This is a genomic window from Zunongwangia sp. L-65 (assembly GCF_056859415.1).
Genome location: NZ_JBSXOK010000060.1, coordinates 45,053 through 70,674, shown reverse-complemented (window position 1 = coordinate 70,674; position 25,622 = coordinate 45,053). Strand labels below are relative to the sequence as shown.

Sequence of the window (25,622 nt, the reverse complement as noted above, 5' to 3'; positions counted from 1 at the left end):
TCAAATTTTGAACCCTGAAGTATTTAGCGACGGCTGAGTGATTGCAACGAAGGAGCAATCGTACCGAAGCCATAGTGGTAAACTGGAGAAACCTTTTATTTGATTGAGATTTCTCGGCTTCATTTCATTGCGCTCGAAATGACAGCAGAATTGAAGCAGCGCTATTAATTTTGAATTCTAAATGTTCAATTTTGAATGAGTGTAGGTTGTATGCGTTAAACAGTATAATGTATAATGAAAATGGACTTGTCTATAGAACAACTTTTAATCCTTCAACTTTCTAATTCTCTATCTTAAATTGTTGATTGTGATTTCTCGGCTTCATTTTATTGCGCTCGAAATGACAGCAGAACTGAAGCAGGGCTATTAATTTTGAATTCTAAATGTTGAATTTTGAATGACTGTATGCTGTATGCCGTATGCCGTAAACTGTATAATGTATATTGAAAATGGACTACTCGCTAGAACAACTTTTTGAACCTTGAAGTATTTAGCGACGGCTGAGTGATTGCAACGAAGGAGCAATCGTATCGAAGCCATAGTGGTAAACTGGATAATGAAAACAGACTTCTCTATAGAACAACTCTTAAACCTTGAACTTTCTAATTCTCTAACTTAAATTGTTGATTGAGATTTCTCGGCTTCATTTCATTGCGCTCGAAATGACAGCGGAATTGAAACAGGAATATTAATTTTGAATGACTGTATGCTGTAGGCCATAAACTGTATAATGTATATTGATAACAGACTACTCGATACAACATCCTTTAAACCTTGAACTTTCTAACTTGGAACTTTTAAACTTTTGAACTTTAAACTTTTCTACTTTCCAACTTTCTCACTCTAAACCGTAAACTAATTCTTATCTTCCAAAAGAGGTACAAAACGAAATTCTCCAAACTCGGTTTTATCGAATTCGGTTGGAGATTTTCGCACAAAGAGCGTCATAATCTGCACATCTTCCCCCACGGGAATCACTAACCTGCCTCCTACTTTTAACTGGCCCAACAAATCTTTTGGTACAAAAGGCGCACCGGCAGTAACAATAATCTTATCGAAAGGAGCGTACGCAGGTAAACCTTTATAGCCATCACCAAAACTAAGATGTTTAGGACGATAGCCGATTTTGTTTAAAAATGCTTTTGTTTTTTTATATAACTCCCTTTGGCGTTCGATGCTATATACCCTTGCGCCAAGCTCACATAAAACCGCGGTTTGATATCCGCTACCCGTCCCTATTTCAAGGACGTTTTCCCCTTCTTTAATTTCTAAAAGTTCACTCTGAAAAGCCACGGTATATGGCTGAGAGATAGTTTGATCGGCTGCAATAGGAAACGCTTTATCCTGGTAGGCATGATCTTCAAAACTACTGTCCATAAAAAGATGACGCGGAATTTTACCTATCGCATGTAAAACCCTGCGATCCTGTATTCCTTTTTTGATAATGACCTCAACCAGTTGTTGTCTTTTTCCTTTATGTCGAAAAGTATCTTTATACAATTTCCAGCAGTTTTTTTAAATATTTATGTAATCGAATAAGGCTTAAGAAGCTACGTATTTATTTCTGAAATTTCACTTTTAAATGCCAGTATTCTTAATCCAAAAAACAGGTTTTAAATCCCAATTACCGAACAAAAATAGGGAAACAAAACCCATTGCTCCAAGCAAAACCGGGCATGATATTAAGATAAAAATATAATCTGTTTACAATCAAAATAGTATTTTTGTAAAAAATCGAAGCTTATGCTTAAAGTTGGGGTACTGGGTGCCGGTCACCTGGGTAAAATCCATTTAAAATTACTCAATCAATCTTCAAAATATAACCTTGTTGGCTTTTACGATGCTGATAAGGAAAATTCAGAAAAAGTTGCGGCCGAATTTGGGTATACGGCTTACAATGATCTGGACCAACTCATTGCCGATGTAGAGGTGGTAGACGTGGTTACCCCTACGCTTGCGCATTTTGATGTGGCCAAAAAGGTGATTTCGGCAAAAAAACACCTGTTTATCGAAAAACCGATCACCAATACTTTTGAAGAAGCCGAAGTGCTTATAAAAATGGCAGCAGAGAATGGTGTAAAAGGACAGGTGGGCCATGTAGAACGTTTTAATCCGGCATTCAGATCGGTGGTAGATCGTATCGAAAACCCGATGTTTATTGAAGCGCATCGCCTGGCGGAATTTAATCCTCGCGGTACCGATGTGCCGGTAGTCCTGGATTTGATGATTCATGATATCGATGCTATTTTAAGTGTTGTAAAATCTGAAGTAAAAAGCATTAATGCCAGTGGGGTTTCGGTAATAAGTGATACCCCAGATATTGCGAATGCTCGTATCGAATTTGAAAACGGATGCGTTGCCAATCTCACCGCAAGCCGAATTTCGATGAAAAACATGCGTAAATCAAGATTTTTCCAGAGAGATGCGTATATATCTGTCGATTTCCTGGAGAAAAAATGCGAGGTGGTAAAAATGAAAGACGCGCCGGCACAACCCGATGAATTTGCCATGATCTTGCAAAATGCTGAAGGCATAAAAAAACAAATTTATTACGATAATCCATCGGTTTCCCCAAATAATGCCATCCTGGATGAGCTTGAAACTTTTGCCGATGCGATAACCAACGATACTACCCCGATCGTGACTTTAGAACAGGGCGCAAAAGCGCTTAAGATCGCCAAAGAGGTGATCGCTAATTTTTAAACCACACAAAACGGAATATAGTATGAAAACAATTGCTGTTATTGGAGCAGGAACAATGGGAAACGGAATTGCCCATACTTTTGCCCAATTTGGATTTCAAGTAAACTTAATTGATATTTCTAAAGAAAATCTTCAAAAAGGAGTGGATACGATTACCAAAAACCTGGATCGTATGCTAGCTAAAGAGAAGATTTCTGAGAAAGATAAGCAACACACTTTAGACAACATTTCAGGGTTTATCGATATCCCTTCGGGAGTTAAAGGTGTTGATCTTGTGGTTGAAGCCGCTACCGAAAATGAAAATTTAAAGCTAAAGATCTTTAGTCAGTTAAATGATATTTGCGACGAAAATGTGATTTTGGCTTCGAACACCTCTTCGATTTCGATCACAAAAATTGCTTCCGTAGTAAAAAATCAGGAGCGTGTAATTGGAATGCATTTTATGAATCCGGTGCCAATCATGAAATTGGTTGAAATTATTAGAGGATATAATACTTCTGATGATGTGACAGAAAGCATCATGAAGCTTTCTGAAAAACTAAATAAAGTTCCGGTTGAAGTAAATGACTATCCCGGTTTTGTAGCAAACCGAATTCTAATGCCGATGATCAACGAGGCCATCGAAACACTTTACAATGGTGTTGCCGGTGTTTACGAAATCGATACGGTGATGAAACTGGGAATGGCACATCCTATGGGCCCTTTGCAGTTAGCCGATTTTATTGGTTTAGATGTATGCCTTTCGATTTTAGAGGTGATGTATAACGGATTCAAAAATCCCAAATACGCGCCGTGCCCATTACTGGTAAATATGGTGCAGGCCGGCAAAATGGGAGTAAAATCCGGAGAAGGATTTTATGACTATTCTGAAAATAAAAAAGCTGAAAAAGTTTCAGCGCAGTTTGTATAATATTGATTCTGATTTTTTTTCAGACGTCCTGGATATAAATACAATGTCATTTTAAGCGTCCCGATTGCTATTGGGAGAAATATAGCTGAAAAATCTAATATTAACTGGAGCTAAGCTTTCTCTATTCCGCTTCGCTCTATTTGAAATGACAGCAAAAATTGACTAAAAACCCCAGAAGAATTGGTAAAAATAACTCCATTTAAAGCGGTACGCCCACAGCGAGCACGAGCGGGACTTGTAGCTTCCCGTCCCTATGGCGAATACAACGAGGCTGAAATGCGGGCGCGCCTGGATTATAATCCCTATTCATTTCTTCATATTCTTAATCCGGCCTATAAATTTCAGCATACGATTTCCGGAACCCAGAAGTTTCAACTGATCAAAAACCGGTATATGGAATTTAAAGAGGAAGACACCTTTATTCAGGACGAAAAACCGTGTTTTTACGTCTATAAAATGGAAACCCGTGATTTATACTGCTGCGGAATAATTGCCGCTGCCAGTACTGAAGATTATAAAAATGATATTATTCGTAAACACGAAGAAACCATTGCCAGCCGGGAAGAGCTATTTAAAGAATACGTAAAAACAGTTGGTTTTAATACCGAACCGGTGTTACTCACTTATGAAAATAAGCCTGAAATTCAGCAAATCTTAGAAAAAATAATGCTGCGGAATCCCGAATATGAATTTGCTACGCGGCAACGGGAAACGCATTATTTATGGAAAGTAGAAAATGAGGCTGAAATTGCGCAAATTCAACAGTTCTTTGCAAAGATGAATAGTATCTACATTGCCGATGGCCATCATCGCTGCGCCTCCTCTTTTTTATTATCTAAAGAATCGGCTGAAAATAATGAAAATCATACCGGAAAAGAGTCCTACAATCATTTTCTAAGCTATTTTATTCCTGAAGAGCATTTAAAAATCTATCAATTTCGCCGTTTAATCACCGATCTTAACGGATTTTCGAAGGAAGATTTTTTAATCAGGCTCGATGAACACTTTAGGATCGAAAATCGAAAGCTGGATGCTTATACGCCAGAACAGAAACACCAGTTTAAAATGTATTTGGACGGTGAATTTTATTCGCTGTTTTTACGAAAAACAAGTATGCATTTTACCAATACGCTTAGCCGATTGGATAGCCAGATTTTATATGAACGTGTTTTAGCACCAATTTTAGGTATTAAAGATTTACGTAAAGACAAGCGCATTAGTTACATCCCTGGAAAAAAAGATATTCTGGAAATGAAAAAACTGGTAGATAGCGGCGAGTTTGCCGTAGGATTTGGAATGATGCCGGTAAGCATTTCAGAAATAAAACAAATTGCAGACGAAGGCCTAACCATGCCCCCAAAAAGCACCTATATTGAACCTAAATTAAGAAGCGGACTTACCATTTACGAGTTTTAAGCAGTAAAACTTTATTTAATTCTATTAATTATTATCTTGCAGTGGTTAAAGGATACGCTACTTAAAAAGAAATAATGCAGAATGAATATTGCTGAAAACATCAAAAAATACAGGGATCAACTTCCTGATACCGTAGATCTTGTGGCGATAAGCAAAACCAAGCCAAATGAGGATCTTATGGAAGCTTACGAAGTAGGACAGCGCATTTTCGGAGAAAATAAGATCCAGGAAATGACTGATAAATGGGAAGCTTTACCTAAGGATATCGAATGGCATATGGTGGGGCATGTTCAACGAAATAAGGTAAAATACATGGCACCTTATGTTGGCCTGATTCATGCAGTAGACAGCTTAAAGCTCTTAAAAGAAATAAATAAACAGGCTAAAAAACACGATCGGGTAATTAGATGCCTGCTACAAATAAAAATAGCTGAAGAAGATTCCAAGTTTGGGATTTCTGCCGGTGAGGCTGAAGAGATTTTACAATCAGAGACCTATAAGACTTTTGAAAATGTAGCAGTAGTGGGATTAATGGGGATGGCTACCCATACCGATAATGATGAAAAAGTTGCTGAAGAATTTGATTACCTGCATTCGGTTTTTAAAGATTTCAGGGTAAAATATCCGGCAATTAAAGAGCTTTCTATGGGAATGAGCGGTGATTATAAAATTGCCGTAAAGCACGGAAGCACCATGGTAAGAATCGGAAGCTCGATTTTTGGAGCTCGTAATTACAATTAAACAGAGGACAATTTTTGTACGCAATTTTAGACATAGAAACTACTGGCGGAAAGTATAATGAGGAAGGAATTACCGAAATTGCTATCTATAAATTTGACGGAGAGAAAGTCGTAGATCAGTTTATAAGCCTTATTAACCCAGAACGTCCTATACAACCCTTTGTGGTTGGCCTTACCGGGATTAACAACGAAATGCTGCGCAACGCCCCCAAATTTTACGAGGTCGCCAAACGCATTGTAGAGATTACAACAGATTGTATTATCGTTGCCCATAATGCTAAATTTGATTACCGTATTTTAAGAACCGAATTTAAACGTCTTGGTTTTGAATTTCAACGAAAATCATTGTGTACGGTAGAACTTTCTAAAAAATTAATCCCTGATATGCCATCTTACAGTTTAGGTAAACTGGTAAGAGCTTTGGGAATTCCGTTAAGTGATCGCCATCGGGCCAATGGGGATGCACAAGCCACGGTAAAGCTTTTTAAAATGCTGTTGGCAAAAGATACCAAAAAAGACATTTTAAAGGATAACGTTAGGCAGGAACCCAAAAGACAATTAGATAGTAAATTAGTGTATATTCTGGATGATCTACCGGCAATTACCGGTATTTACTATTTACATGATGAGGATGGAGAGATTATTTATATTGGTAAAAGCAAGAATATTAAAAAACGAATCAATCAGCATTTTACCAACGATCACGCCAGGGCCCGGGAAATGCAAAAAGAAGTTGCTTCGGTTTCCTACGAATCTACCGGAAACGAACTTATCGCCCTGCTACGGGAAAATCAGGAAATAAAAAATAATAAGCCCAAATATAACAGGGCGCTAAAAAAGCATATATTTACTCATGGTCTTTATCATTATACCGATAAAGACGGCTATATTAACCTTAAAATTAGTAAAGCACGAGCAACAAAAAACTGTATCACAACCTTTAGTAGTTTACGCTCGGCGAAAAACAGCTTAGCCCGGTGGATCGAAGAATACGAGCTTTGCGCAAGAATTTCAGGTGAACATATCGGCTCAGGTAGTTGTTTTAATTATACGATAAAAAGTTGTCATGGCGCTTGTATAGGTCAGGAAAGTACTGAGGATTATAATACAAGAGTAATGCAGTTAATTGAAAAATATTCGTACATCAATCAAAATATGCTGGTGATAGATCGCGGTCGTGATGTAGATGAAAAAAGTGCGTTGCTCATTGAAGCTGGTAAATTTAAAGGAGTGGGATATTATAATCTAAATCATCAAATCAATAAGTTAGACATTATAAGATCTATCATCACCCCCATGACGAATGATAGAGATGCCCAACATATCATTCAAAGCTACTTAAGAAAAAATAAGAAGCTTAAAATCATTCAATTTTCATCAAATGAATAAATTTTTACTACCGCTATTATTACTTATTTTAAGTAGCAGCATTTTCGCTCAGGAGAAAGATGAGTCATTCAATCAACAAAACTTTAATGTGTCAAATACCAGGGTGACTAAAGATGAACTTTACGCCAATACGTATTTACCAGACACCACGGCTAACGCTTTTTATATATATGAAAGTGGTTTTAGTGAGATCGAAGATGGCCGGGAGTACCACCTTTTCACGAATTACGAGGCTAAAATTAAGATTTTAAACAAAGAAGGGTATAACGAGGCAAATATTACCATCCCGCTTTATAAAGGAAGCAACGGTACAGAAAGAATTCATGACCTTAAAGCTACCACGTATTATTTGGAAGGATCTACCATTCGATACAAAACACTATCTGAAAGTAAAATCTTTAAAGAAGAAGACGAAAAGTATGACTATATAAAATTTACCTTTCCAGATTTACAACCCGGTGCCGTTTTGGTGTATTCCTATAGGCTGGAAACACCCTATCTTTTTAATTTTCATACCTGGTGGTTTCAGGAAGATATTCCTAAAGTGTATAGCCGTTACGAAACTGAGATCCCGGCTAATTATGAGTATAACATCGTAAAGATGGGAGAACTGGAATTAGATCAAAACGATGCAGATATTAAGAAAAACTGTTTTTATGGTGGCCAATCACAAAACGCCGGTGATTGTATTACCACTGTTTACGCTATGAAACAAGTCCCTGCATTTATAGAAGAAGACTACCTTACCTCTAAATATAATTACATTTCCAGAATAACATATGAGTTAAAACAAATTACCATGCTCAATGGTACGGTACGCAAATATACTAAGGAATGGAAAGACGTAGATCGCGAGTTTAGAACGGATAAAGGCATTGGAAGGCAGTTAAAAAAAGACCGACTCGTAAAAGAATTATTACCCGCTGAAATTGCAGGTAAAGATAATAATCTAGAAAAGGCGAAGGATATCTATAATTTCGTTAGAGATCATTATAAATGGAATGGCGAATACGGAATTTTTGATAAAATGAACCTTAAGGATCTTTTAAAAGATCATACCGGTAATGTTTCGTCGGTGAATGTACTGCTTCATAACTTTTATATTAATGAAGGCTATCAGGTTTTTCCTATTATTAGTGCGACCCGTAATCGTGGATTTCCAAAGAAAATAGTTCCGGTACTTTCAGATTTTAATTACCTGTTTGTGTTATTAGAAGTTGATGGTAAAGAGTATATGTTAGATGCTACAGACGAATTTGTTGAGTTTGGTCAACTTCCCTTTAGGGCTTTAAATCAATATGGGAGAAAGCTGGATTTTGATAATGAAAGCAGCTGGATCGATATTATTCCAGAAGGTTTATCGAAAATAACTTATCGCGATAGTCTTATAGTACACGAAGATGGCACGTCTACTTTAAAATCCCAGCAGATTTTTGGCGGATATCACGCCTCTAATGCGCGTAGAAAAATCGAGAAATCATCTGAAGATGAAGCCATTTTACAGGCTCTTAATAACATTCGTGATTCCTACGAGCTTATCCATCTGGATTACCAGAACGAAAAGAATATGGATAAAGAGCTTTTGGTCAATTATGAGATAAAAAATATTTCTCAAAAAATTAATGACAGGATCTACCTAAATCCTTTTACATTTTTGTTCTGGAAAGAGAATCCCTTTAAACTGGAAGAAAGAAAATATCCTATCGATTTTGGATACAAAGACGTATACAGTGCTAATATTCTGGTCAAAACTCCGGATAATTACGAAATAGTAGAAATTCCTGAACAACAGATTATTGGGTTACCAAATGCTTCCGGTAAAATTCAGTTTATCGCGCAACAGGCAGATGACCATCATCTATATATTCGACTACATGTTATTTTTTCTGAAGCGATGTATGCTTCGGGTTATTATCCTTACCTAAAAGAATTTATAGATCAGCTTGTCAAGATCCAAAAACAGTCTGTAATTGTTCTAAAAGAAAAAAAAGATAACTTAGCAGAAAATTAATAAGTCTTGAAAATAACAGATGACAGACCTGCATGGAAAAAGCGGCTTTACGAGATTATTTACGAAGCCGATACTCCTATGGGAAAACTATTTGATATTGTACTTCTGGTTCTTATTGTTTTTAGTGTCGTACTGGTGATGTTAGAAAGTATCACCCATGTTCATGCCGAATATTACTGGGAGTTTTTTATTGCAGAATGGTGTATTACTATCTTTTTTACAATAGAGTACATTGCCAGAATTCTGGTCATCAAAAGGCCTAAAAGTTATATTTTTAGTTTTTACGGGATCGTTGATTTACTTTCCACCCTACCTAGTTATCTTGGTTTTTTTATCGGTGGCAAAAATCTATTTTTTGCAATAAGGGCGCTACGGCTACTTCGGGTATTTAGAGTCCTAAAAATTACACGCTATGTTGGGGAATCTAATAAACTGGTTATTGCCCTAAAAAATAGTAAAGCAAAAATTCTTGTTTTCTTATTTGCTGTTTTTATTATCTGTATTATCACCGGTACCCTTATGCACCTTATTGAAGGAAAAGGTGGCGGTTTTGATAATATTCCTATAAGCATCTACTGGTGTATTGTAACGCTCACCACGGTAGGCTTTGGCGATATTGCCCCCATTACCCCACTTGGCCGGTTATTAGCTTCGTTGCTTATGATTGTTGGATACGGAATCATCGCCGTACCTACGGGAATTGTAGGTGCAGAATACAGCAGGGCTACAGACAAAAGTATCGCAGATAACACCCAGGTTTGCCCTCATTGTAATGAAGGAAAACATTTATCTAAAGCCGAATTTTGCCATAACTGCGGAAATAAATTAAATGAATAACAACGTATTAATAAGTGTTGTAGGGCCTACTGCAATTGGTAAAACAGCACTGGGAGTCCATATTGCCAATTATTTCAATACCGAAATAATTTCTGCAGATTCACGGCAATTTTTTAAGGAAATGAGCATTGGCACTGCTGTTCCTTCCCCTGAAGAACTAGCGGCGGCAAAACATCATTTTATTCAGCATATCTCTATAGAAGACCAATACTCTGTAGGCGATTTCGAAAAAGAAGCCACAGCAAAAATCAGTGAGCTCTTTAAAAAACATGAGATAGTGGTGATGATAGGCGGTAGTGGAATGTATGTAAAAAGTATTCTTGAAGGTCTGGACGATTTTCCTGAAATCGATCCGCAAATAAGGGAACACCTAAATGAATCCCTGGCACAAAACGGTTTGCAAAGCTTACAGGAACAGTTAAAAAAATTAGATCCTGAATATTACGAAAAAGCTGATATTGAAAACCCTCACCGGGTAATTAGGGCACTAGAAATTTGTATAGGAACAGGTAAAAAGTTTTCGTCTTTTCTAAATAAGAAAAAGCAACAGCGCAATTTCGATATCATAGAAATTGGCCTTACGGCAGATCGCCAGAAGATCTATGACCGCATCAATCTAAGAGTAGATCTAATGATGCAGGAAGGATTATTAGCTGAAGCTAAACAGCTTTATCCTAAAAGACAGCTAAATGCACTGAACACTGTAGGGTATAAGGAACTTTTCAGATATTTTGATCAAGAAATCGAACTGGAGTTCGCCATCTCAGAGATCAAAAAAAACACACGCCGATTCGCAAAAAGGCAATTAACCTGGTTCAGAAAAAATAATAATATCCATTGGTTTGACTATACCACCAAACCAGAACAGATTATGATGTTTCTTTCCGAAGAAATAAATGCTTTAAATAAGTAGCAGAACTTCTATACTTTTCAGTAAAGGTAATGGAATATCCTGCTCTATTAGAACAGAATATTCCTTCCTTTGAAACTGAAATTGTTATTTTTCGTTTTTGATTGATTATGCTTTTTCCTCTTCTTTGTTTTTTACAACAAGTCTAAATCCTTCCCCATGAATGTTTAAAATCTCCACGTTTTCATCCTTTTTAAGGTATTTACGTAACTTGGCGATATACACGTCCATACTTCTGGAAGTAAAGTAGTTATCATCTCTCCAGATTTTGGTTAAGGCCAATTCTCTAGGCATTAGATCATTTTCATGTAAGGCTAGTAAACGCAACAATTCGTTTTCTTTAGGAGATAATTTTTGAGGTTCCTCGTCTCCAAAAGTTAAAAATCTAAGTTTAGAATTCAGATGGAAATTACCAATTTCAAACTCAAATTGCTTACTATCGGCTACGCTATCAGTAGCTTTGCGCTGCATAATAGCCTTAATTTTCATAAGCAAAACTTCGCTATCAAAAGGCTTATTCAGGTAATCGTCTGCCCCTACTTTGTAGCCTTTTAATACATCTTCTTTCATAGCTTTGGCCGTTAAGAAGATAATTGGAATTTCTTCGTTTTTTTCGCGAATTTCTTTCGCCAGGGTAAATCCATCTTTGTACGGCATCATCACATCAAGAATACAAAGATCGTAATCATCTTTTTTAAATTTTTCGAATCCTTCCATTCCGTTTTTAGCGTGGGTTACCTCGTACTCATTCATTGCAAGGTAATCTTTAAGTACCGTTCCAAAATTCGGATCGTCCTCTACTAGTAAAATTTTCTTGTTTTCAGTTTCCATATATTAAGATATTAGTGGTAATTTAATTATAAATGTGCTTCCTTTTCCTTTTTCACTATTTACGGTGATCTGTCCGTGATGATCGTCCAGAATTTGCTTTACATAAGCCAATCCTAAACCATGACCTTTCACATTATGAATATCACCGGTATGTTCTCTATAAAATTTTTCAAATATTTTTTTCTGAACGCCTCTGGTCATTCCCGCCCCCTGATCCCTGATCTTTACGATAATGTAATGCTTAACATTTTCTGTATAGATATCGATCCTTGGTTCTTCTTCACTATATTTTATGGCGTTATCTAAAATATTCACTATAACATTAGTAAAATGATCCTGATTCGCCAAAATTGAAGATTTTAAAGCTCCAAAATGAGTTTGAATATATCCTCCGCGATCTTCAACAATCAACTCTACATGAGTTATGGCATCCAAAATAATATCATGCAACTGCAGGCGCTCTTTATTTAAATCGAGCTCATTTTTCTCTAATTTTGAGATCCGTAAAACATTTTCTACCTGGGCATGCATCCTTTTATTCTCATCCCTAATCATTTGCAGATACCTAAAAACTTTGGTTTGATCTGAAATTATCTTAGGATTCTTTATCGCATCTAATGCCAGATTTATAGTAGCGATAGGAGTTTTAAACTCATGCGTCATGTTATTGATAAAATCAGTCTTTATCTGCGATATCTGCCGTTGTCTAATTAGCTGTGATAAAGCACTGGAATAGGCAATAACGATGATTAATGTAAAAACGATCGATAACACGGCCATTAAGGTTACCGAAGATAATACCACCCCTTTTTTTCCATTAAAATTTACGAGTAGCTGATAGCTACTATTCCCTTCTCTATCCACAAAAAGCGGAACCCCGTAAGTTGCAGGATGGGAAACATCAAAATTCTCTGAATGCACCCCGGTTTCTATAGAGTTGCTATATACAGCGTACTCAAATTTAGTATTAAGGTGACGACTTGCTAAGCCCCTTGTTAGCAGGTTTTCTATCGTCTTTTCTGAAACTCGTTTTCTTAATGGTTGTCTAGCAGCAGCTTCAGAAATCACATCACGTAAAATTTCCTTTTCATAGTCCTCTAAACGCATCACCCTTTTCATGACATCTGAAGCAGATTTCACAGCACCAGAATCTTCTCCTTTATCCTTTACTATTTGGGTAACCTTACGGTTAATAAGTTTCTTTATCTGAATGCTATCGTTTTGTTTTTCGGCACCAAGAAAGTCTGAAGATATTTTATAATCTGCCTCCTGTATCGTTCCGAAATTAAAAACGTCTTCATTCTTAAATTCATCCCTCGTAGCAATCAAATACTCGGTAAGGGTTATTCGATCAATCTTTTGTTCTGAATTTCGCAACTGAGCTTCATATTCAAAAATATAACGCTCAAACTCACTACTCTGAATTTGTTCAGAAACCTCGATTAAAACCTGTTTTGCGTTGTATGAAAACTGCTCCTCCCTGTCCTCAACTGTACTTTTAATCCAGTAGCCCTGTACGAAAATAATACCAATAAGGGACAAACTCATTAAGACAACGAGTAGTACAAACAACTTCCTATTCATGCTCCCAAAAGTAATATTTTAACATTTAGAGCCTCTCCGGTTTAACCAAATGTTAACAGAGATATTAAGAATTTTTAGCCGACTTTAAGATAATCTCGTTTATATATATAACTTGTTGCCTGGAATCCTCGATTTCTTTATTTTTTATTATAAAATCGGCCAGGTGTTTTTTCTTGTCGTCACCCCACTGATTATTCATTCGAGCCTCGATTTGCTCGCGAGAGGTATGATCGCGTTTTAACACCCTTTGAATCCGGATTTCTTTTGGCGCAGTAACCAAAATGGTATAGTCAAAGTTTTTATGGGATCCTTTTTCAAATAAAATAGCGGCCTCATAAATAATATAAACTGCAGATTGCTTAGCAAGCCATTGCTCATAATGCCGGGCCACGGCTGGATGAATGATGCCATTTAGTTCCTCAAGTAATTTTTTATCCTGAAAAACTTTTGAAGCGATAAAAGAACGATTGGGGAGGTTATCCTGATAAGATTCCTCGCCTAATAAGCGAATGATTTGATGGCGGATTTCAGCTGAAGTATCCATCAACTCCTTCCCTGCATCGTCTGCGATATAAACAGGCACTTCCAATTCTCTAAACATTTTAGAAATAGTCGTCTTTCCACTTCCTATTCCTCCGGTAAGGCCTACTTTAATCATTTTTGGATTATCGTTTAATGATAAATTGTATTTTACGTTCATTTAAACGAACGTTATTTACAAAACGGGGTTGTTCGCTAATTTGTGCGAGCATATAGTCCACGCCATCCTGAATTTCATCAAAATCACAAACCACTTTAAATTGATCAGCTTTTACAAACTCATAGTTCTTAAGGTTTACCTGATAATATATCATTACTTTTTTTGGAAAAATAGTAAGGTTTGTGCCACGCGGTACATTGATTACTTCCACCGGTATTTCAACATTCCCTTCTGTAAACTTTGCTACTTTCTGAGTATAATTTACGGTGTTTCTGTAAAAATTAAGCATCCCCAGATTAGTAGTATCAATTGCTATAGTACCAGAAATATCTTTACTTATATTGCTAAGGCTTATCAGGTTCGTAGACACACTGCTTAGTGTATCTATTATGTTTTTGGCTCCGCTAACGGTAATACTATCCGGTGATAACTGCACCCTGTTTACCGCTGAAAAACCTACATCATAGTTAAGTTTTGTCTTTGGGATTACAAGTACTCTTTTTTCTTTACGGGGCTGAAAATCGATCACTATATCATCTTTTAAAAAATTGGTATCTTCAAAATCGATATTCAATTGATTTTCGATCGAACTTCGATGATCCCTAATATTGTACACCAGTTGTGCCCCATTGTCTTTGGTGTTTTTTAAATCGATCGTTAGTACAGGTTTAAAGAACTCGTATTTCCAGATCAATAAAAAGCCTTTGGCATCTAAATTAAAACGCAGTGTTTTAGGGGCATCCTGCAAGGTTTTATCCATAGGCGTATTAATATACGTAAGCGGAATTTCCACCGTACGATTATATTCTTTAGAAAGTTGTACCAATACCCAAAGAATAGCAGAAAATATTAAGAAAAAACCAAACACCTGTACGTTAGCCTTTTTAATTTTTTTTCCACCTATGTTACCGTAACTACGCATCCTTAAAAAATAATCCCGGATAAGCTTCTTCCGGATTTGCTTTTAAAATTAACATTGTCCAAGAGGATTTTAGAAAACCATATCCATACCCAAAAAATTGAATAAGGGTGGCTATTATTGCCAAAAAACCAATCCTGGCACTTTTTGTTTTAACTACCGCCAATAAAAACAAGACTAGAAAGTATACTATAAATAATCCCAGCATCCACCAGATCCCTATACGAATAGCGAGAACCGAAATTACAAAAGCTATTATAAAAAGAGAGGGAAACCAATACGTAATCTTTCCACTTCCTTTATGCCACTTGTTTAAAATTGGCCGTGTAAGCCCAAATTTATGTACCTGATCATAAAATTTCTCCCAATCGATCCTTCTTTTATGAAATACGATTGCTTTAGAAATTAAACATGTTTTAAAATTTAACTTTTCCAAACGTAAGGAAAGATCCGGGTCTTCACCGGGATGGATATTTCCAAATCCTCCTGTTGCTTCAAAAGCTTCTTTAGAAAGTCCCATATTAAAACTTCTGGGCTGAAATTTACTTACCGCATTTTTACCCCCACGAATTCCTCCGGTAGTTAAAAATGAGGTCATACTAAAATCGATCGCCTTTTGAATATCGCTAAAGGTTTTATGTGCACCATCGGGACCGCCAAAACAATCGCAATATTCGTTATCTAAAGACTTATCTACCTGTTGCAAATAATCTGCCGGTAGAATCACATCACTGTCTAAAATTAAAAAATAATTTCCTTTAGCCCTTTGCATCCCATAATTACGGGATTTCCCGGGACCCGAATTATCTTTAAAATAATAACTTATTTGTAATTGCTCACTAAATTCTTTTACTACATCTTCTGAAGTGCGGCTAGAACCATCTTCTATAATCACCACCTCAAATTTTCGGCTAAATTTTAAAGCTACCATACTTTGTAGCAGTTCCCGGGTCTCTTCAGGACGATTATAAACAGGAACAATAAAGGAATATGCTCTATTCATTTTAAGAAGAATAACAGCTTTGCTATCGCTATTTAGAAGTGAATTTAAAAAAGAAAAACTGAATTTACCCTAAATTAAGTTAAGCTTAACGATCTGCCAGCCATACTTTTTAGAAGATAAATTCAGTTTTTAAGTTCAGCAAAAATTATTTTTCGCTTTCTTTCTCAACAAATGCTTCCATAACTTCCTGGCTAACGCCTACGTTAGAGAACCCTCCGTCGTGATATAAGTTTTGTAAGGTAACTTTTTTAGTAAGATCAGAGAACAGGGTGATGGTATAATCGGCACAATCCTGAGCGGTAGCATTACCCAGTGGAGACATTTTATCTGCATACGCAATAAAACCGTCAAAACCTTTTACCCCCTGCCCGGCAGTAGTTGGTGTTGGGGATTGAGAAATGGTATTAACTCGAACCTTTTTTTCTTTCCCGAAGAAATAACCAAAACTACGTGCTATACTTTCCAAATACGCCTTATTATCAGCCATATCGTTATAATCTGGGAATACGCGTTGCGCTGCCATATACGAAAGTGCTACAATACTCCCCCATTCACTCATGGCATCTTTTTGGTAAAGTGCCTGCATGGTTTTATGGAAAGAAACCGCAGATACATCCCAACCTTTTGCTGTCCAGTCATAATTTTGATCTGTATAGTGCTTTCCTTTTCTTACGTTTACAGACATCCCGATAGAGTGAAGTACAAAATCGATCTTGCCTCCAAGGATTTCTGTAGCTTTGTCTACAAGATTTTCTAAATCTTCAACTTTTGTAGCATCTGCAGGAACAATTTCAGCACCAATTTGCTCGGCTAAAGTTTTAATACTTCCCATTCTCATGGCTATTGGCGCGTTGGTAAGTACAATTTCAGCACCTTCTTCGTGCGCTTTCACAGCGGTTTTCCATGCAATAGAATTCTCATCTAATGCCCCGAAAATGATTCCTTTTTTTCCTTTTAAAAGGTTATATGACATGTCGAAATTTGTTTTTAGATTCTTTTCAGCCGGTAAAGATAGTAAAATTCAATACAGCCGTATATTTTTTAAAATCTATTAATTCTCGAGCAGGGATACGGCATGTGCCCTGGCCGACTCGCTAATGGTGTTTCCACCAAGCATCATCGCCAATTCATCTATACGTTCTTCCCGCTCTAATTGTTTAATTTTTGTACTGGTAACCGCCCCCGTATCTTCTTTAAATATCTTAAAGTGGGCAGTTCCCTTCCCGGCAATTTGCGGTAAATGGGTAATGGCAAGCACCTGCATACTATGCCCCATTTTCTGCAAAATCTCTCCCATTTTTTGTGCAATATCACCCGAAACACCGGTATCGATCTCATCAAAAATGATCGTTGGCAGGTTACTTTGGGCGGCCAAAATACTTTTTACCGCCAACATAATTCGGGATAATTCACCTCCAGAGGCTGCTTTACGTATTTCTTTAAAGCTTCCTCCTTTATTAGCCGCTAAATACCAGCCTAAAGTATCGTTACCGTTAGCAAAAAACTTCTCTCCCTGTTCTAAACTAATCTTTAACCGCGCATTTGGCATTCCCAATCCGCTTAAAATAGCTTCTGTTTCTTTGACGAATGAAGGAATGATCTTTTCACGCCGGGTGTGGAGCTTTTTAGCGATAGTCCGTAATTTTTCACGTTGTTTTTCTATTGCCGAGGCAATTTCAGCTAAAGCTTCGTCTGCATTCTCACTCACCGCAACCTGCTTCCTTAAATCTTCACCAATAGCAAGTAATTCTTCGATTTCCAGCACATTATGCTTTTTCTGAAGATTATAGATTTGCTGAAGCTTGTCGTTAGTCTTTTCAAGCTCCTGAGGATCGGCTTCTGTATTTTCCAGTGCGGCTTCCAGCTCTGTATGAATATCATCCAGTTCGATAATCACACTTTGTACACGTTCGTGTAAACTTTCATAGGTAGCTGAAAATCGGGAAATTTTAGATAAATTATTTCGAACCTCTTTTAAGGTACTTAGACTGCCAATTTCTTCCTGAGAAATATAATTGATGGCCGAATTTAATTGCTCGGTAAGTTCTTCAACATTATTAAGCTCTTCATAGCGTGTCTCCAGGTCTTCGAGCATTCCGGGTTGCAATTTTGCTTCATTAAGCTCATTCAGCAAAAATACGTTATAGTCATACTCTTTCGTTGCCTGTGCCTGCTCTTCTTTTAAAACCTCTTCTCTTTTTTGTAAGCTCCTCAGCGCTTTTAAAGCTTCACGATATTCTAAATTCAGCGACTCATTATCGGCAATGGTATCGATTACCTGAAACTGATAATCATTATTTCCCAAACTTAAGGTTTCATGTTGGCTGTGAATATCGATTAAATAATTACCAAGATTATTTAAACTAGCCAGGGTAACGGGAGTGTCATTTACAAATGCACGGGATTTTCCCGAAGCTAAAATCTCTCTTCTTATAATGGTTTTTGGCTCATAATCCAGATCTTCTTTTTCAAAAAAATTGGTAAGACCATAGTTCGAAATATCAAAAACACCTTCTATCACACATTTTTTATCCGGATTTTTAATCGAACTATAATCGGCTCGATTTCCCAAAAGCAAACCTAAGGCACCAAGCATAATAGATTTACCTGCCCCGGTTTCTCCGGTAATAATGGTGAACCCAGGCTTTAAACTCATGTTGATATCTTCGATCAACGCGTAATTTTTAATAGATAAAGATGTAAGCAATTTTTCTTAGAATTTAAGGCTAAATATAAGGGAGAATTTGGCGCAAATCAACTACCTTAAAAAAGAATTATAATTACTGGATTTGTCGCCACTTGCGTGCGTAACCAGGCGCCATACTATTCAGTTTTTGAGTAAGGCCACGTGTACCAACATCGGGACCACCGGTAAACACATCGATAATTTCATCGGATTTAGCATCAAAAAATACCCGTAATAACAGTGAATTCCTTCTAACCGAATTCATTTCCCGCAATTTTTCAAGTGCTACTGCTATCGCTTGTTTTCCGTCTGAAACATTATCATGCATCACATCCAGGCCTTTGCGATGATAGGTATACAACGCATCACGGTATCCCTGGAAGGAGTTAGAAAGTAAATCGGCATTAAGCCTAAACCTTGATCTTGTATTACCGCTGGGCTGCCATCCCGCACTGTTACTTTGCTGGGCTACCGTTACAATTTGTTTGGCTTCTTCAAAAAAAGGCGTTCCCCCGTTTTGCTGAAAGGAATCGGCGTCCAGTCCTAAGATAGTATATACATAAAAACTAACTACCGAAACCAGGTTAGAACTGTACGAATTCTGATTATAATTTAAGGGTTGATATTCGCGGTACGAGAAATTAAAATCCTCGTCATTATAATTAAAAACCGGTGTGACCATATCAGATCCAAATACAGGCCGCGAAGATTGCACCTGAATGGTGGCAGCAAAATTTTCACCATCCAGGGCGCTAACCGTAATAAACATACTACAATTAATACGCTGCTCTGGCGGCAATTCCCTACCCGTCCAGCTATTGCTGTTAATAAATTCCTGAAGCGAGTTTTTTAAAGTTTTAAAAACGCTAAGATTGGTCTGTCCGGTTTGCTCGGCATTAATCTGTACATCGCAATTAAGCTCCTGTGCTTTCGTATGAAAGCAAAAAAGAAGCACTACTATAACGATTATTCTATTCATCAAACAGATTAATTATTTCGTTTAGGATATCAACAGCTACTTCTGATTTTGGTTTTAAGCCAAAAGATTTCACTTCATCCTGAAAAACAAAACTTACTTTGTTGGTATCGTTTTGAAATCCGGCTCCTTTATCCTGAAGAGAATTGAGCACTACAAAATCAAGATTCTTTTTTTGGAGCTTCGCCCTGGCATTTTCCAGTTCATTATTGGTCTCTAATGCAAAACCAATCAATTTTTGCTGCCGCTTGCGCTCCCCTAAAGAACGCAAAATATCCTGAGTTTTGGTTAGGCGGATTGTTAAAGTCTCGTCGGCTTTCTTAATTTTTTGATCGGCTATGGTTTCAGGTTTATAATCGGCTACCGCTGCTGCAGCGATTACCACATCTGCTTTTTCAAAATGAGCCATGGCGGCATCGTACATCTCCTGGGCACTTACCACCTTGATAAGATGGATATGATCTTCAGAAATCTGCAAATGCGTGGGACCAGAAATTAAAATGACCTTAGCACCTAAGTTGGCTGCCGCCCGGGCAATCTCATAGCCCATTTTACCACTACTGTGATTACCGATAAAACGCACGGGGTCTATCGCCTCATAGGTAGGTCCTGCAGTGATCATCATTTGTTTTCCTTTTAGCGGTAAAAACGCAGACAGATGATCTTCTAAAAACTGAAAAATTTCTTCTGGCTCGGCCATTCTTCCTTCCCCGCTTAAGCCACTGGCAAGTTCTCCGGTGCCGGCGGGAATCATAAAATTTCCGAAGCTCTTTAAAGTTTCAAAGTTATTTTTTGTGGAGGGATGCTTATACATGTCCAGATCCATTGCCGGAGCAAAATAAACCGGACATTTAGCTGAAACATAAGTAGCCAGCAAGAAGTTATCGCTATTACCGGCCGCCATTTTAGAAAGTGTATTGGCCGTAGCCGGAGCTATAAGCATAATATCTGCCCATAAACCCAGTTCTACATGATTGTTCCATAATTCGCCTTCCTCCTCGGTAAAAGAAGAATAGACTTCGTTTTTGGATAATGTAGAAAGGGTAAGGGGAGTGATAAAATCTTTTGCAGCCGGCGTCATCACCACACGGACTTGGGCGCCGGCCTTAATGAAAAGTCGAACTAACGAGGCGGTTTTATAGGCGGCAATACCGCCGGTAATACCCAAAAGTATTTTTTTACCCCGTAGTACAGACATATTCTTTAGAATCTATTAAATCGCTTATAAAACGCTTAGATGGTCTCCTCAGATTCTTTGGTGTTACGATAATAGATCTTATCGTTTAACCACTCTTCTACTGCTAACGCATGTGGTTTAGGTAATCTTTCGTAAAACTTGGAAACTTCGATCTGTTCTTTGTTTTCAAAAATCTCATCTAAACTATCGTTGTAAGTTGCAAACTCATCCAGTTTTTCAAGTAGCTCCTTCTTGATCTCAGTATTGATCTGGTTAGCTCTTTTAGCGATAATCGAAATTGCCTCGTAAATATTATCGGTAGGCGCATCAATCTGGTTCTTGTCGAGCGTAGTGGTGTTAACCGCTGCTTCCGTTTTTTTAATATCCATTTTCCTTAAACTAATTAAAAGTTTTCAACCTTGCTTGTATATCCTGGTAGGATTCGTCTACATTAGCCATATACTCTCCTTCAGGGTAACTTTTCTTGTACGCCTGGTAGTATTCAAGGGCCGCCTGTAAACGTTCCTGCATTAAATTTCTATAACTGTTTATTGCATAAGAATAAGCTGCATCAAATCTTAGGTAAAACGCTTCCTCACGATAAGGTGTTCCCGGATAATCTGCTATAAAATTGTTGAAAGAGGTAATTGCTGCGGTAAAGTTTCCTTCACGATAATTCCCCCCAATTCTCCAATATTGCTTTGCAATCTCAAATGCTTTTTTCTCTAATTTTAATCGTAATTCTGTCGCCATTAAGTTGGCTTCCTCGGCATACTCTCCCTCAGGATAGCGGTTAAGGTAACTTTGTAAGGCTTCGATCGCTTTATTCGTATCTGTTTGATCTAAATCGAAACGAGGTGATTCTTCGTAATAGCTTTTAGCCGATTTAAAAGAGGCTTCCTCTACTTTATCACTATTAGGATATGATTGCACAAAGCGCTCAAACTCAAAACTGGATAAATAATAATCTCCTACCTGGTAATACGAATCTGCAAAAAGATAACTTAGCTTTTCTCCCTGGGGCTTGCCGCGATACTGCGGTAAAATTTGTTCGAAGAGACGAATCGCCTTTCTATATTTTCGTTTACTATCTTCAGCTTTAGCTTCGTTATACAGATTTTCCGCAAAGGTGTATTTGTCACCCGCGTTGTCGCTTTTTAACACCTTTTGGTAGTCACCACAGGACTGAAGTACAAAAAGTAAACCTAATAGAAGTAATCCTTTTTTCATCATTTGTAAAAACATCTTGCAAAAGTACAGTTTTTGGAATTATAAAAAAAACTTTCCGCTTGTACAACAATAACAGCAAAAGCCTTTATTTATTATACCTAAGCGAGGTTTATTTTTCTTCGGAAAAAATTTTATCCCTGTAAAACGTAAAAAAGCTGCTCGTAAGCAGCTTATCCTAATCAAAATTTTAATTTATAAAGTTTTAGTTACACTACCTCAGCATGAAAATCATTTACAAAATCGCCGATCTTCGCCTGTAATACTTCTGAGGCATTCACTAAGGGAAGTCTTACGTTCTTAGAACAGATTCCTTTTTTCTCCAATAAGGATTTGATCCCTACCGGATTTCCTTCGGCAAAAATTAAATCGATTGAAGGTGCTATTTTATAATGAAATTGATAGGCTTCTTTAGCCTTTCCTTCTAATCCCAGTTTCACCATTTGCGAGAATGCTGCGGGGAAGCCCTGCCCAATTACAGAGATCACACCAGCCCCACCGGCGAGGGTCATTGGTAAGGTAATCATATCGTCGCCAGAAATCACCTTAAAATCTTTAGGCACCAAGCTCATTAATTTCATGGCCTGCACGATATCTCCTGCAGCTTCTTTTACGCCAATTACGTTATCACATTCCCTGGCAATCCTGGCTATCGTTTCCGGTAAAATATTAGAACTTGTTCTCCCGGGAACATTGTATAAAATAATAGGAAGCGGTGAAGCCTGAGCTACTAATTTAAAATGTTGAAAAATCCCTTCCTGAGAGGGTTTATTATAATATGGAGAAACCGATAATACGGCTTGAAAAGCGGAAAGATCTGTAGTTTTCACCTGCTCTACTACTGCCATGGTATTATTCCCTCCAATCCCTAAGACCAAAGGAAGACGATTATTATTAGCCTTTACGATACAATCGATCACCTGCTCTTTCTCCTGCTTATTAAGCGTAGAATATTCTCCTGTAGTACCCAAAACCACAAGATAATCAATGCCATTAACGATTTGATCTTCTACCAATCGTTCTAAAGCTTCAAAATCTATGCTTAAATCATCTTTAAACGGAGTCACCAAAGCTACTCCCGTGCCTACAAACGCGCTCATTTATCGTATTTGTTTTAGTTTTTTTAAGTATTTCAGGATTTCCTGTTGGTATGCATGTACATCTGCTGTTTCGATCATAAGGTCGGCTTCTTGACTTTCTCTTTTATGATCGATCTTTATAACCGATTTTGCACATTTAAAGACCAGGTTTTTTAGTCGGTTTTCGTTTCCGGAAAAAGCGATAAACACATTGAATTTCAATTTAAAAAAATCCTGAACAGCTTCATTTTCGATGTTTCCACCTGCTTTTATTTCTGAAGGCGCGAAAAAAATCGCTCGTTCATCTTCCACAGCAGCTGGTTTTGCAGTACAAACAAGAACTTTAAAATCGCCTTTCGCAATTTTTAACTCTTGCTGAAGTTTTAAAAGCGGTTTGACGGTTTCAAAAGCTTCAGCGGTGGTTACCAACCCCACTTTCGTAATGAATTTCTCATTTTTTTCAACTGAAACTTCCGAATTCTGTTTCAAAAGCTTTTTTTCAGCTAATAAATATTTAAAATTCTTAAACACTGTGGTGATATTGGCCAGCAAATGTAAATAATTTCACATAGAAATTTACTAGCTCCAAGCCACCAATCTTAAGCTGAGTTTTCATATTTAACAGGTTTGTTTTTTTTGTTACAATAATTACATAATATTGGATTCGACCTCAATTTATTCCGAAGAAATTAAGCCTACTTTTTTTATCTGCGTACCTTTGCACTGCAATTTATGTATTATGAAAAAACTGATTCAACAGCTTCCTCTCCTCTTTTGCTTTTTAAGTCTTATTTCCTGCAAATTGGATACTGAAGTTTCCCAAAAAACTGTTGAAGGAAAAGAAATAGCGATCGATAGTACCATTAACGGGGATCCCGAAATTGAAGAGTTTATTGCTCCTTTTAAGGAACATCTAAATAAAACACTGGATAGTACTTTAGCGTATAATCCGCATGTTTTAAGCAAAGGTGAAAAAGGTATGAATACCGGAATTGGTAATTTAATGGCTGATATCGTGATGGAACAGGCGAATCCGGTGTTTAAAAGCCGGACCGGAAACAATATCGATTTTGTGTTACTGAATTACGGCGGAATACGATCTGAATTAAACAAAGGAGCGGTGACCATTCGCGATGCCTATAATATGATGCCTTTTGAAAATCAAATCGTCATTGCTGAATTAAGCGGAGCGAAAGTTGCACAATTACTTCACTACCTTGAAAAAAGTAAATCGGCACATCCTGTAAGTGGCATCCAGATAAAAATGGATAAAAGTTTTAAAGTGATTAGTGCCAGGATCAACGGAAAACCGATACAGCCCGACCAAAATTATTTTGTAGCCACATCAGACTATTTACAACAGGGGGGTGATAGCATGAACTTTTTTAACAACCCGGTAAATTTATATGATATCGATTATAAACTTAGGAATGCGATTATCGATTATTTCCAAAAAACCGATACTATAAAATCGCAACGAGACGATAGATTTATTAAAGAATAGCGGTACCTCCTATGGAGGGATTTAAAAAAGGGAATGAATATGTACCGCCAGTCGGTTTCTTTACAGCACCTTTAAAAGATTAAAAAACAAATTCTTAACCTGAATTTATTCGAATGAAAAGAAGAAATTTTATTCAGCAAAGCTCGGCAGCCTCAGCATTTGTAGGATTAGGCGGATTATCTTCCCTTGGTTTTTCTGAAGCTCCAAAACATATTACGATCTTGCATACTAACGATGTGCACAGCCATATTGAAGCTTTTGGCCCAGACCATTACAAAAATCCAAATATGGGTGGGGTGGCTAAAAGAGCAGTACTTATTGAAAAGATCAGAAAAGAAAATCCCAATACACTTTTACTGGATGCAGGAGATATTTTTCAGGGTACTCCTTATTTTAATTTTTATGGTGGAGAGTTGGAATTTAAATTAATGAGCAAGCTCAAGTATGATGCTTCAACTTTAGGGAATCACGATTTTGATAATGGCATCGATGGCCTGTATGCGCAACTTCCTCATGCCGATTTCGATTTTTTGATTTCTAATTACGATTTCAGCAATACCATTATGGATGGCCACACCAAACCTTATAAGGTTTTTACCAAAAACGGAGTTAGAATTGGAGTGTTTGGCATTGGAATCGAATTAAAAGGTTTGGTTAACGATAAACTTTATAAAGAAACAAGATATCTGGATCCTGTTGAAAGGGCCACGGATATGAGCCATGCTCTAAAGCATGAAGAGAACTGTGACCTGGTCATTTGTCTTTCTCATTTAGGGTATCAATACGACAGCGAAAAAGTAGACGATCATAAATTAGCGGCAAAAACCGAGAATATTGACCTTATTATTGGCGGGCATACGCATACTTTTTTAGACGAACCTACAATCGTAAAAAACAAAGCAGATAAAAATGTAATGATTAACCAGGTTGGATGCTACGGACTTTATCTTGGTCGAATTGATTTTTACCTAAACGGGAGGAAACCGGTGTCTGGGAACGGCCAAAGTGTAGAAGTTTAGG

24 protein-coding genes are annotated in these 25,622 nt (G+C 37.2%); 10 read left to right on the top strand and 14 right to left on the bottom strand.

The annotated features are described in order from the left end of the window. Positions 1-855: 855 nt before the first annotated feature. On the bottom strand, positions 856-1,500 hold the full coding sequence (locus tag AC13DP_RS10485) for a protein-L-isoaspartate(D-aspartate) O-methyltransferase (protein ID WP_013072640.1): 645 nt from the start codon (positions 1,498-1,500) through the stop codon (positions 856-858). 243 nt (positions 1,501-1,743) lie between these two features. Here AC13DP_RS10485 and AC13DP_RS10480 point away from each other — a divergent pair, with 243 nt between their 5' ends. The 8 genes from AC13DP_RS10480 (at position 1,744) to miaA (ending at position 10,919) form a co-directional block, all read left to right on the top strand. Beyond that, positions 1,744-2,703, top strand: coding sequence for a Gfo/Idh/MocA family protein (locus tag AC13DP_RS10480; RefSeq protein ID WP_013072642.1), 960 nt, complete (start codon positions 1,744-1,746; stop codon positions 2,701-2,703). Between the two features lie 22 nt (positions 2,704-2,725). Further along, positions 2,726-3,613, top strand: a complete 888-nt coding sequence (locus AC13DP_RS10475) for a 3-hydroxybutyryl-CoA dehydrogenase (RefSeq protein WP_228250637.1) — start codon at positions 2,726-2,728, stop codon at positions 3,611-3,613. Positions 3,614-3,793: 180 nt separating this feature from the next. Next, positions 3,794-5,029 (top strand): DUF1015 domain-containing protein, encoded by a 1,236-nt coding sequence (locus AC13DP_RS10470; protein WP_483067756.1) that lies wholly within the window; start codon positions 3,794-3,796, stop codon positions 5,027-5,029. A gap of 81 nt (positions 5,030-5,110) precedes the next feature. Continuing rightward, positions 5,111-5,770: a YggS family pyridoxal phosphate-dependent enzyme gene (locus AC13DP_RS10465; RefSeq protein ID WP_013072645.1), complete on the top strand. Its 660-nt coding sequence runs from the start codon at positions 5,111-5,113 to the stop codon at positions 5,768-5,770. A gap of 14 nt (positions 5,771-5,784) precedes the next feature. Beyond that, positions 5,785-7,158: an exonuclease domain-containing protein gene (locus tag AC13DP_RS10460; protein WP_483067755.1), complete on the top strand. Its 1,374-nt coding sequence runs from the start codon at positions 5,785-5,787 to the stop codon at positions 7,156-7,158. Continuing rightward, on the top strand, positions 7,151-9,169 hold the full coding sequence (locus tag AC13DP_RS10455; protein WP_483067754.1) for a DUF3857 domain-containing protein: 2,019 nt from the start codon (positions 7,151-7,153) through the stop codon (positions 9,167-9,169). The genes AC13DP_RS10460 and AC13DP_RS10455 overlap by 8 nt, the downstream gene beginning before the upstream one ends. Positions 9,170-9,175: 6 nt before the next feature. Continuing rightward, positions 9,176-10,006: an ion transporter gene (locus tag AC13DP_RS10450; protein WP_272959546.1), complete on the top strand. Its 831-nt coding sequence runs from the start codon at positions 9,176-9,178 to the stop codon at positions 10,004-10,006. Continuing rightward, entirely contained in the window at positions 9,999-10,919 is a 921-nt protein-coding gene (gene miaA / locus AC13DP_RS10445; protein ID WP_483067753.1) for a tRNA (adenosine(37)-N6)-dimethylallyltransferase MiaA, read from the top strand. Before AC13DP_RS10450 ends, miaA begins: the two co-directional genes overlap by 8 nt. A gap of 105 nt (positions 10,920-11,024) precedes the next feature. Here the strand turns inward: miaA and AC13DP_RS10440 are convergent, their stop codons facing one another. From AC13DP_RS10440 to AC13DP_RS10380, 13 genes are all read right to left on the bottom strand, one after another. Continuing rightward, complete coding sequence (locus tag AC13DP_RS10440) at positions 11,025-11,747, bottom strand: response regulator transcription factor (RefSeq protein WP_013072650.1); 723 nt, start codon at positions 11,745-11,747, stop codon at positions 11,025-11,027. 3 nt (positions 11,748-11,750) lie between these two features. Next, positions 11,751-13,331, bottom strand: coding sequence for a sensor histidine kinase (locus AC13DP_RS10435; protein WP_347405650.1), 1,581 nt, complete (start codon positions 13,329-13,331; stop codon positions 11,751-11,753). A 64-nt stretch (positions 13,332-13,395) separates the two neighbouring features. Next, entirely contained in the window at positions 13,396-14,031 is a 636-nt protein-coding gene (gene coaE / locus AC13DP_RS10430; RefSeq protein ID WP_483067752.1) for a dephospho-CoA kinase, read from the bottom strand. After that, positions 13,997-14,953, bottom strand: coding sequence for a CdaR family protein (locus AC13DP_RS10425; protein ID WP_347405649.1), 957 nt, complete (start codon positions 14,951-14,953; stop codon positions 13,997-13,999). The genes coaE and AC13DP_RS10425 overlap by 35 nt, the downstream gene beginning before the upstream one ends. Beyond that, positions 14,946-15,953, bottom strand: a complete 1,008-nt coding sequence (locus AC13DP_RS10420; protein ID WP_013072654.1) for a glycosyltransferase family 2 protein — start codon at positions 15,951-15,953, stop codon at positions 14,946-14,948. Before AC13DP_RS10420 ends, AC13DP_RS10425 begins: the two co-directional genes overlap by 8 nt. Before the next feature lie 145 nt (positions 15,954-16,098). Then, entirely contained in the window at positions 16,099-16,926 is an 828-nt protein-coding gene (locus AC13DP_RS10415) for an enoyl-ACP reductase FabI (protein WP_013072655.1), read from the bottom strand. 78 nt (positions 16,927-17,004) lie between these two features. Next, positions 17,005-18,660 carry a DNA repair protein RecN gene (gene recN, locus AC13DP_RS10410; RefSeq protein ID WP_272959000.1) on the bottom strand — a complete coding sequence of 552 codons (1,656 nt, stop codon included), beginning with the start codon at positions 18,658-18,660 and terminating at the stop codon, positions 17,005-17,007. A gap of 73 nt (positions 18,661-18,733) precedes the next feature. Beyond that, a complete protein-coding gene (gene porD / locus AC13DP_RS10405) occupies positions 18,734-19,618 on the bottom strand; it encodes a type IX secretion system protein PorD (RefSeq protein ID WP_041578985.1) in 885 nt (294 codons plus the stop codon). Continuing rightward, the gene (gene coaBC / locus AC13DP_RS10400) at positions 19,611-20,813 is read right to left on the bottom strand and encodes a bifunctional phosphopantothenoylcysteine decarboxylase/phosphopantothenate--cysteine ligase CoaBC (RefSeq protein WP_483067751.1); all 1,203 of its coding nucleotides are present in this window, start codon (positions 20,811-20,813) and stop codon (positions 19,611-19,613) included. Before coaBC ends, porD begins: the two co-directional genes overlap by 8 nt. Positions 20,814-20,848: 35 nt before the next feature. Then, positions 20,849-21,181, bottom strand: coding sequence for a DNA-directed RNA polymerase subunit omega (locus AC13DP_RS10395; RefSeq protein ID WP_013072659.1), 333 nt, complete (start codon positions 21,179-21,181; stop codon positions 20,849-20,851). Between the two features lie 10 nt (positions 21,182-21,191). Beyond that, complete coding sequence (locus AC13DP_RS10390; RefSeq protein ID WP_013072660.1) at positions 21,192-22,037, bottom strand: outer membrane protein assembly factor BamD; 846 nt, start codon at positions 22,035-22,037, stop codon at positions 21,192-21,194. A gap of 191 nt (positions 22,038-22,228) precedes the next feature. After that, positions 22,229-23,119 carry a 4-hydroxy-tetrahydrodipicolinate synthase gene (gene dapA, locus AC13DP_RS10385; RefSeq protein WP_483067750.1) on the bottom strand — a complete coding sequence of 297 codons (891 nt, stop codon included), beginning with the start codon at positions 23,117-23,119 and terminating at the stop codon, positions 22,229-22,231. Then, positions 23,120-23,587, bottom strand: coding sequence for a DUF6913 domain-containing protein (locus AC13DP_RS10380; RefSeq protein ID WP_148211742.1), 468 nt, complete (start codon positions 23,585-23,587; stop codon positions 23,120-23,122). It abuts the gene before it with no gap. 250 nt (positions 23,588-23,837) lie between these two features. Here AC13DP_RS10380 and AC13DP_RS10375 point away from each other — a divergent pair, with 250 nt between their 5' ends. Together AC13DP_RS10375 and AC13DP_RS10370 are read left to right on the top strand one after the other, a co-directional pair. Further along, the gene (locus AC13DP_RS10375; protein ID WP_483067749.1) at positions 23,838-24,602 is read left to right on the top strand and encodes a 5'-nucleotidase C-terminal domain-containing protein; all 765 of its coding nucleotides are present in this window, start codon (positions 23,838-23,840) and stop codon (positions 24,600-24,602) included. Positions 24,603-24,715: 113 nt separating this feature from the next. After that, the gene (locus tag AC13DP_RS10370; RefSeq protein WP_347405646.1) at positions 24,716-25,621 is read left to right on the top strand and encodes a bifunctional metallophosphatase/5'-nucleotidase; all 906 of its coding nucleotides are present in this window, start codon (positions 24,716-24,718) and stop codon (positions 25,619-25,621) included. The last annotated feature ends 1 nt before the right edge of the window (position 25,622 follow it).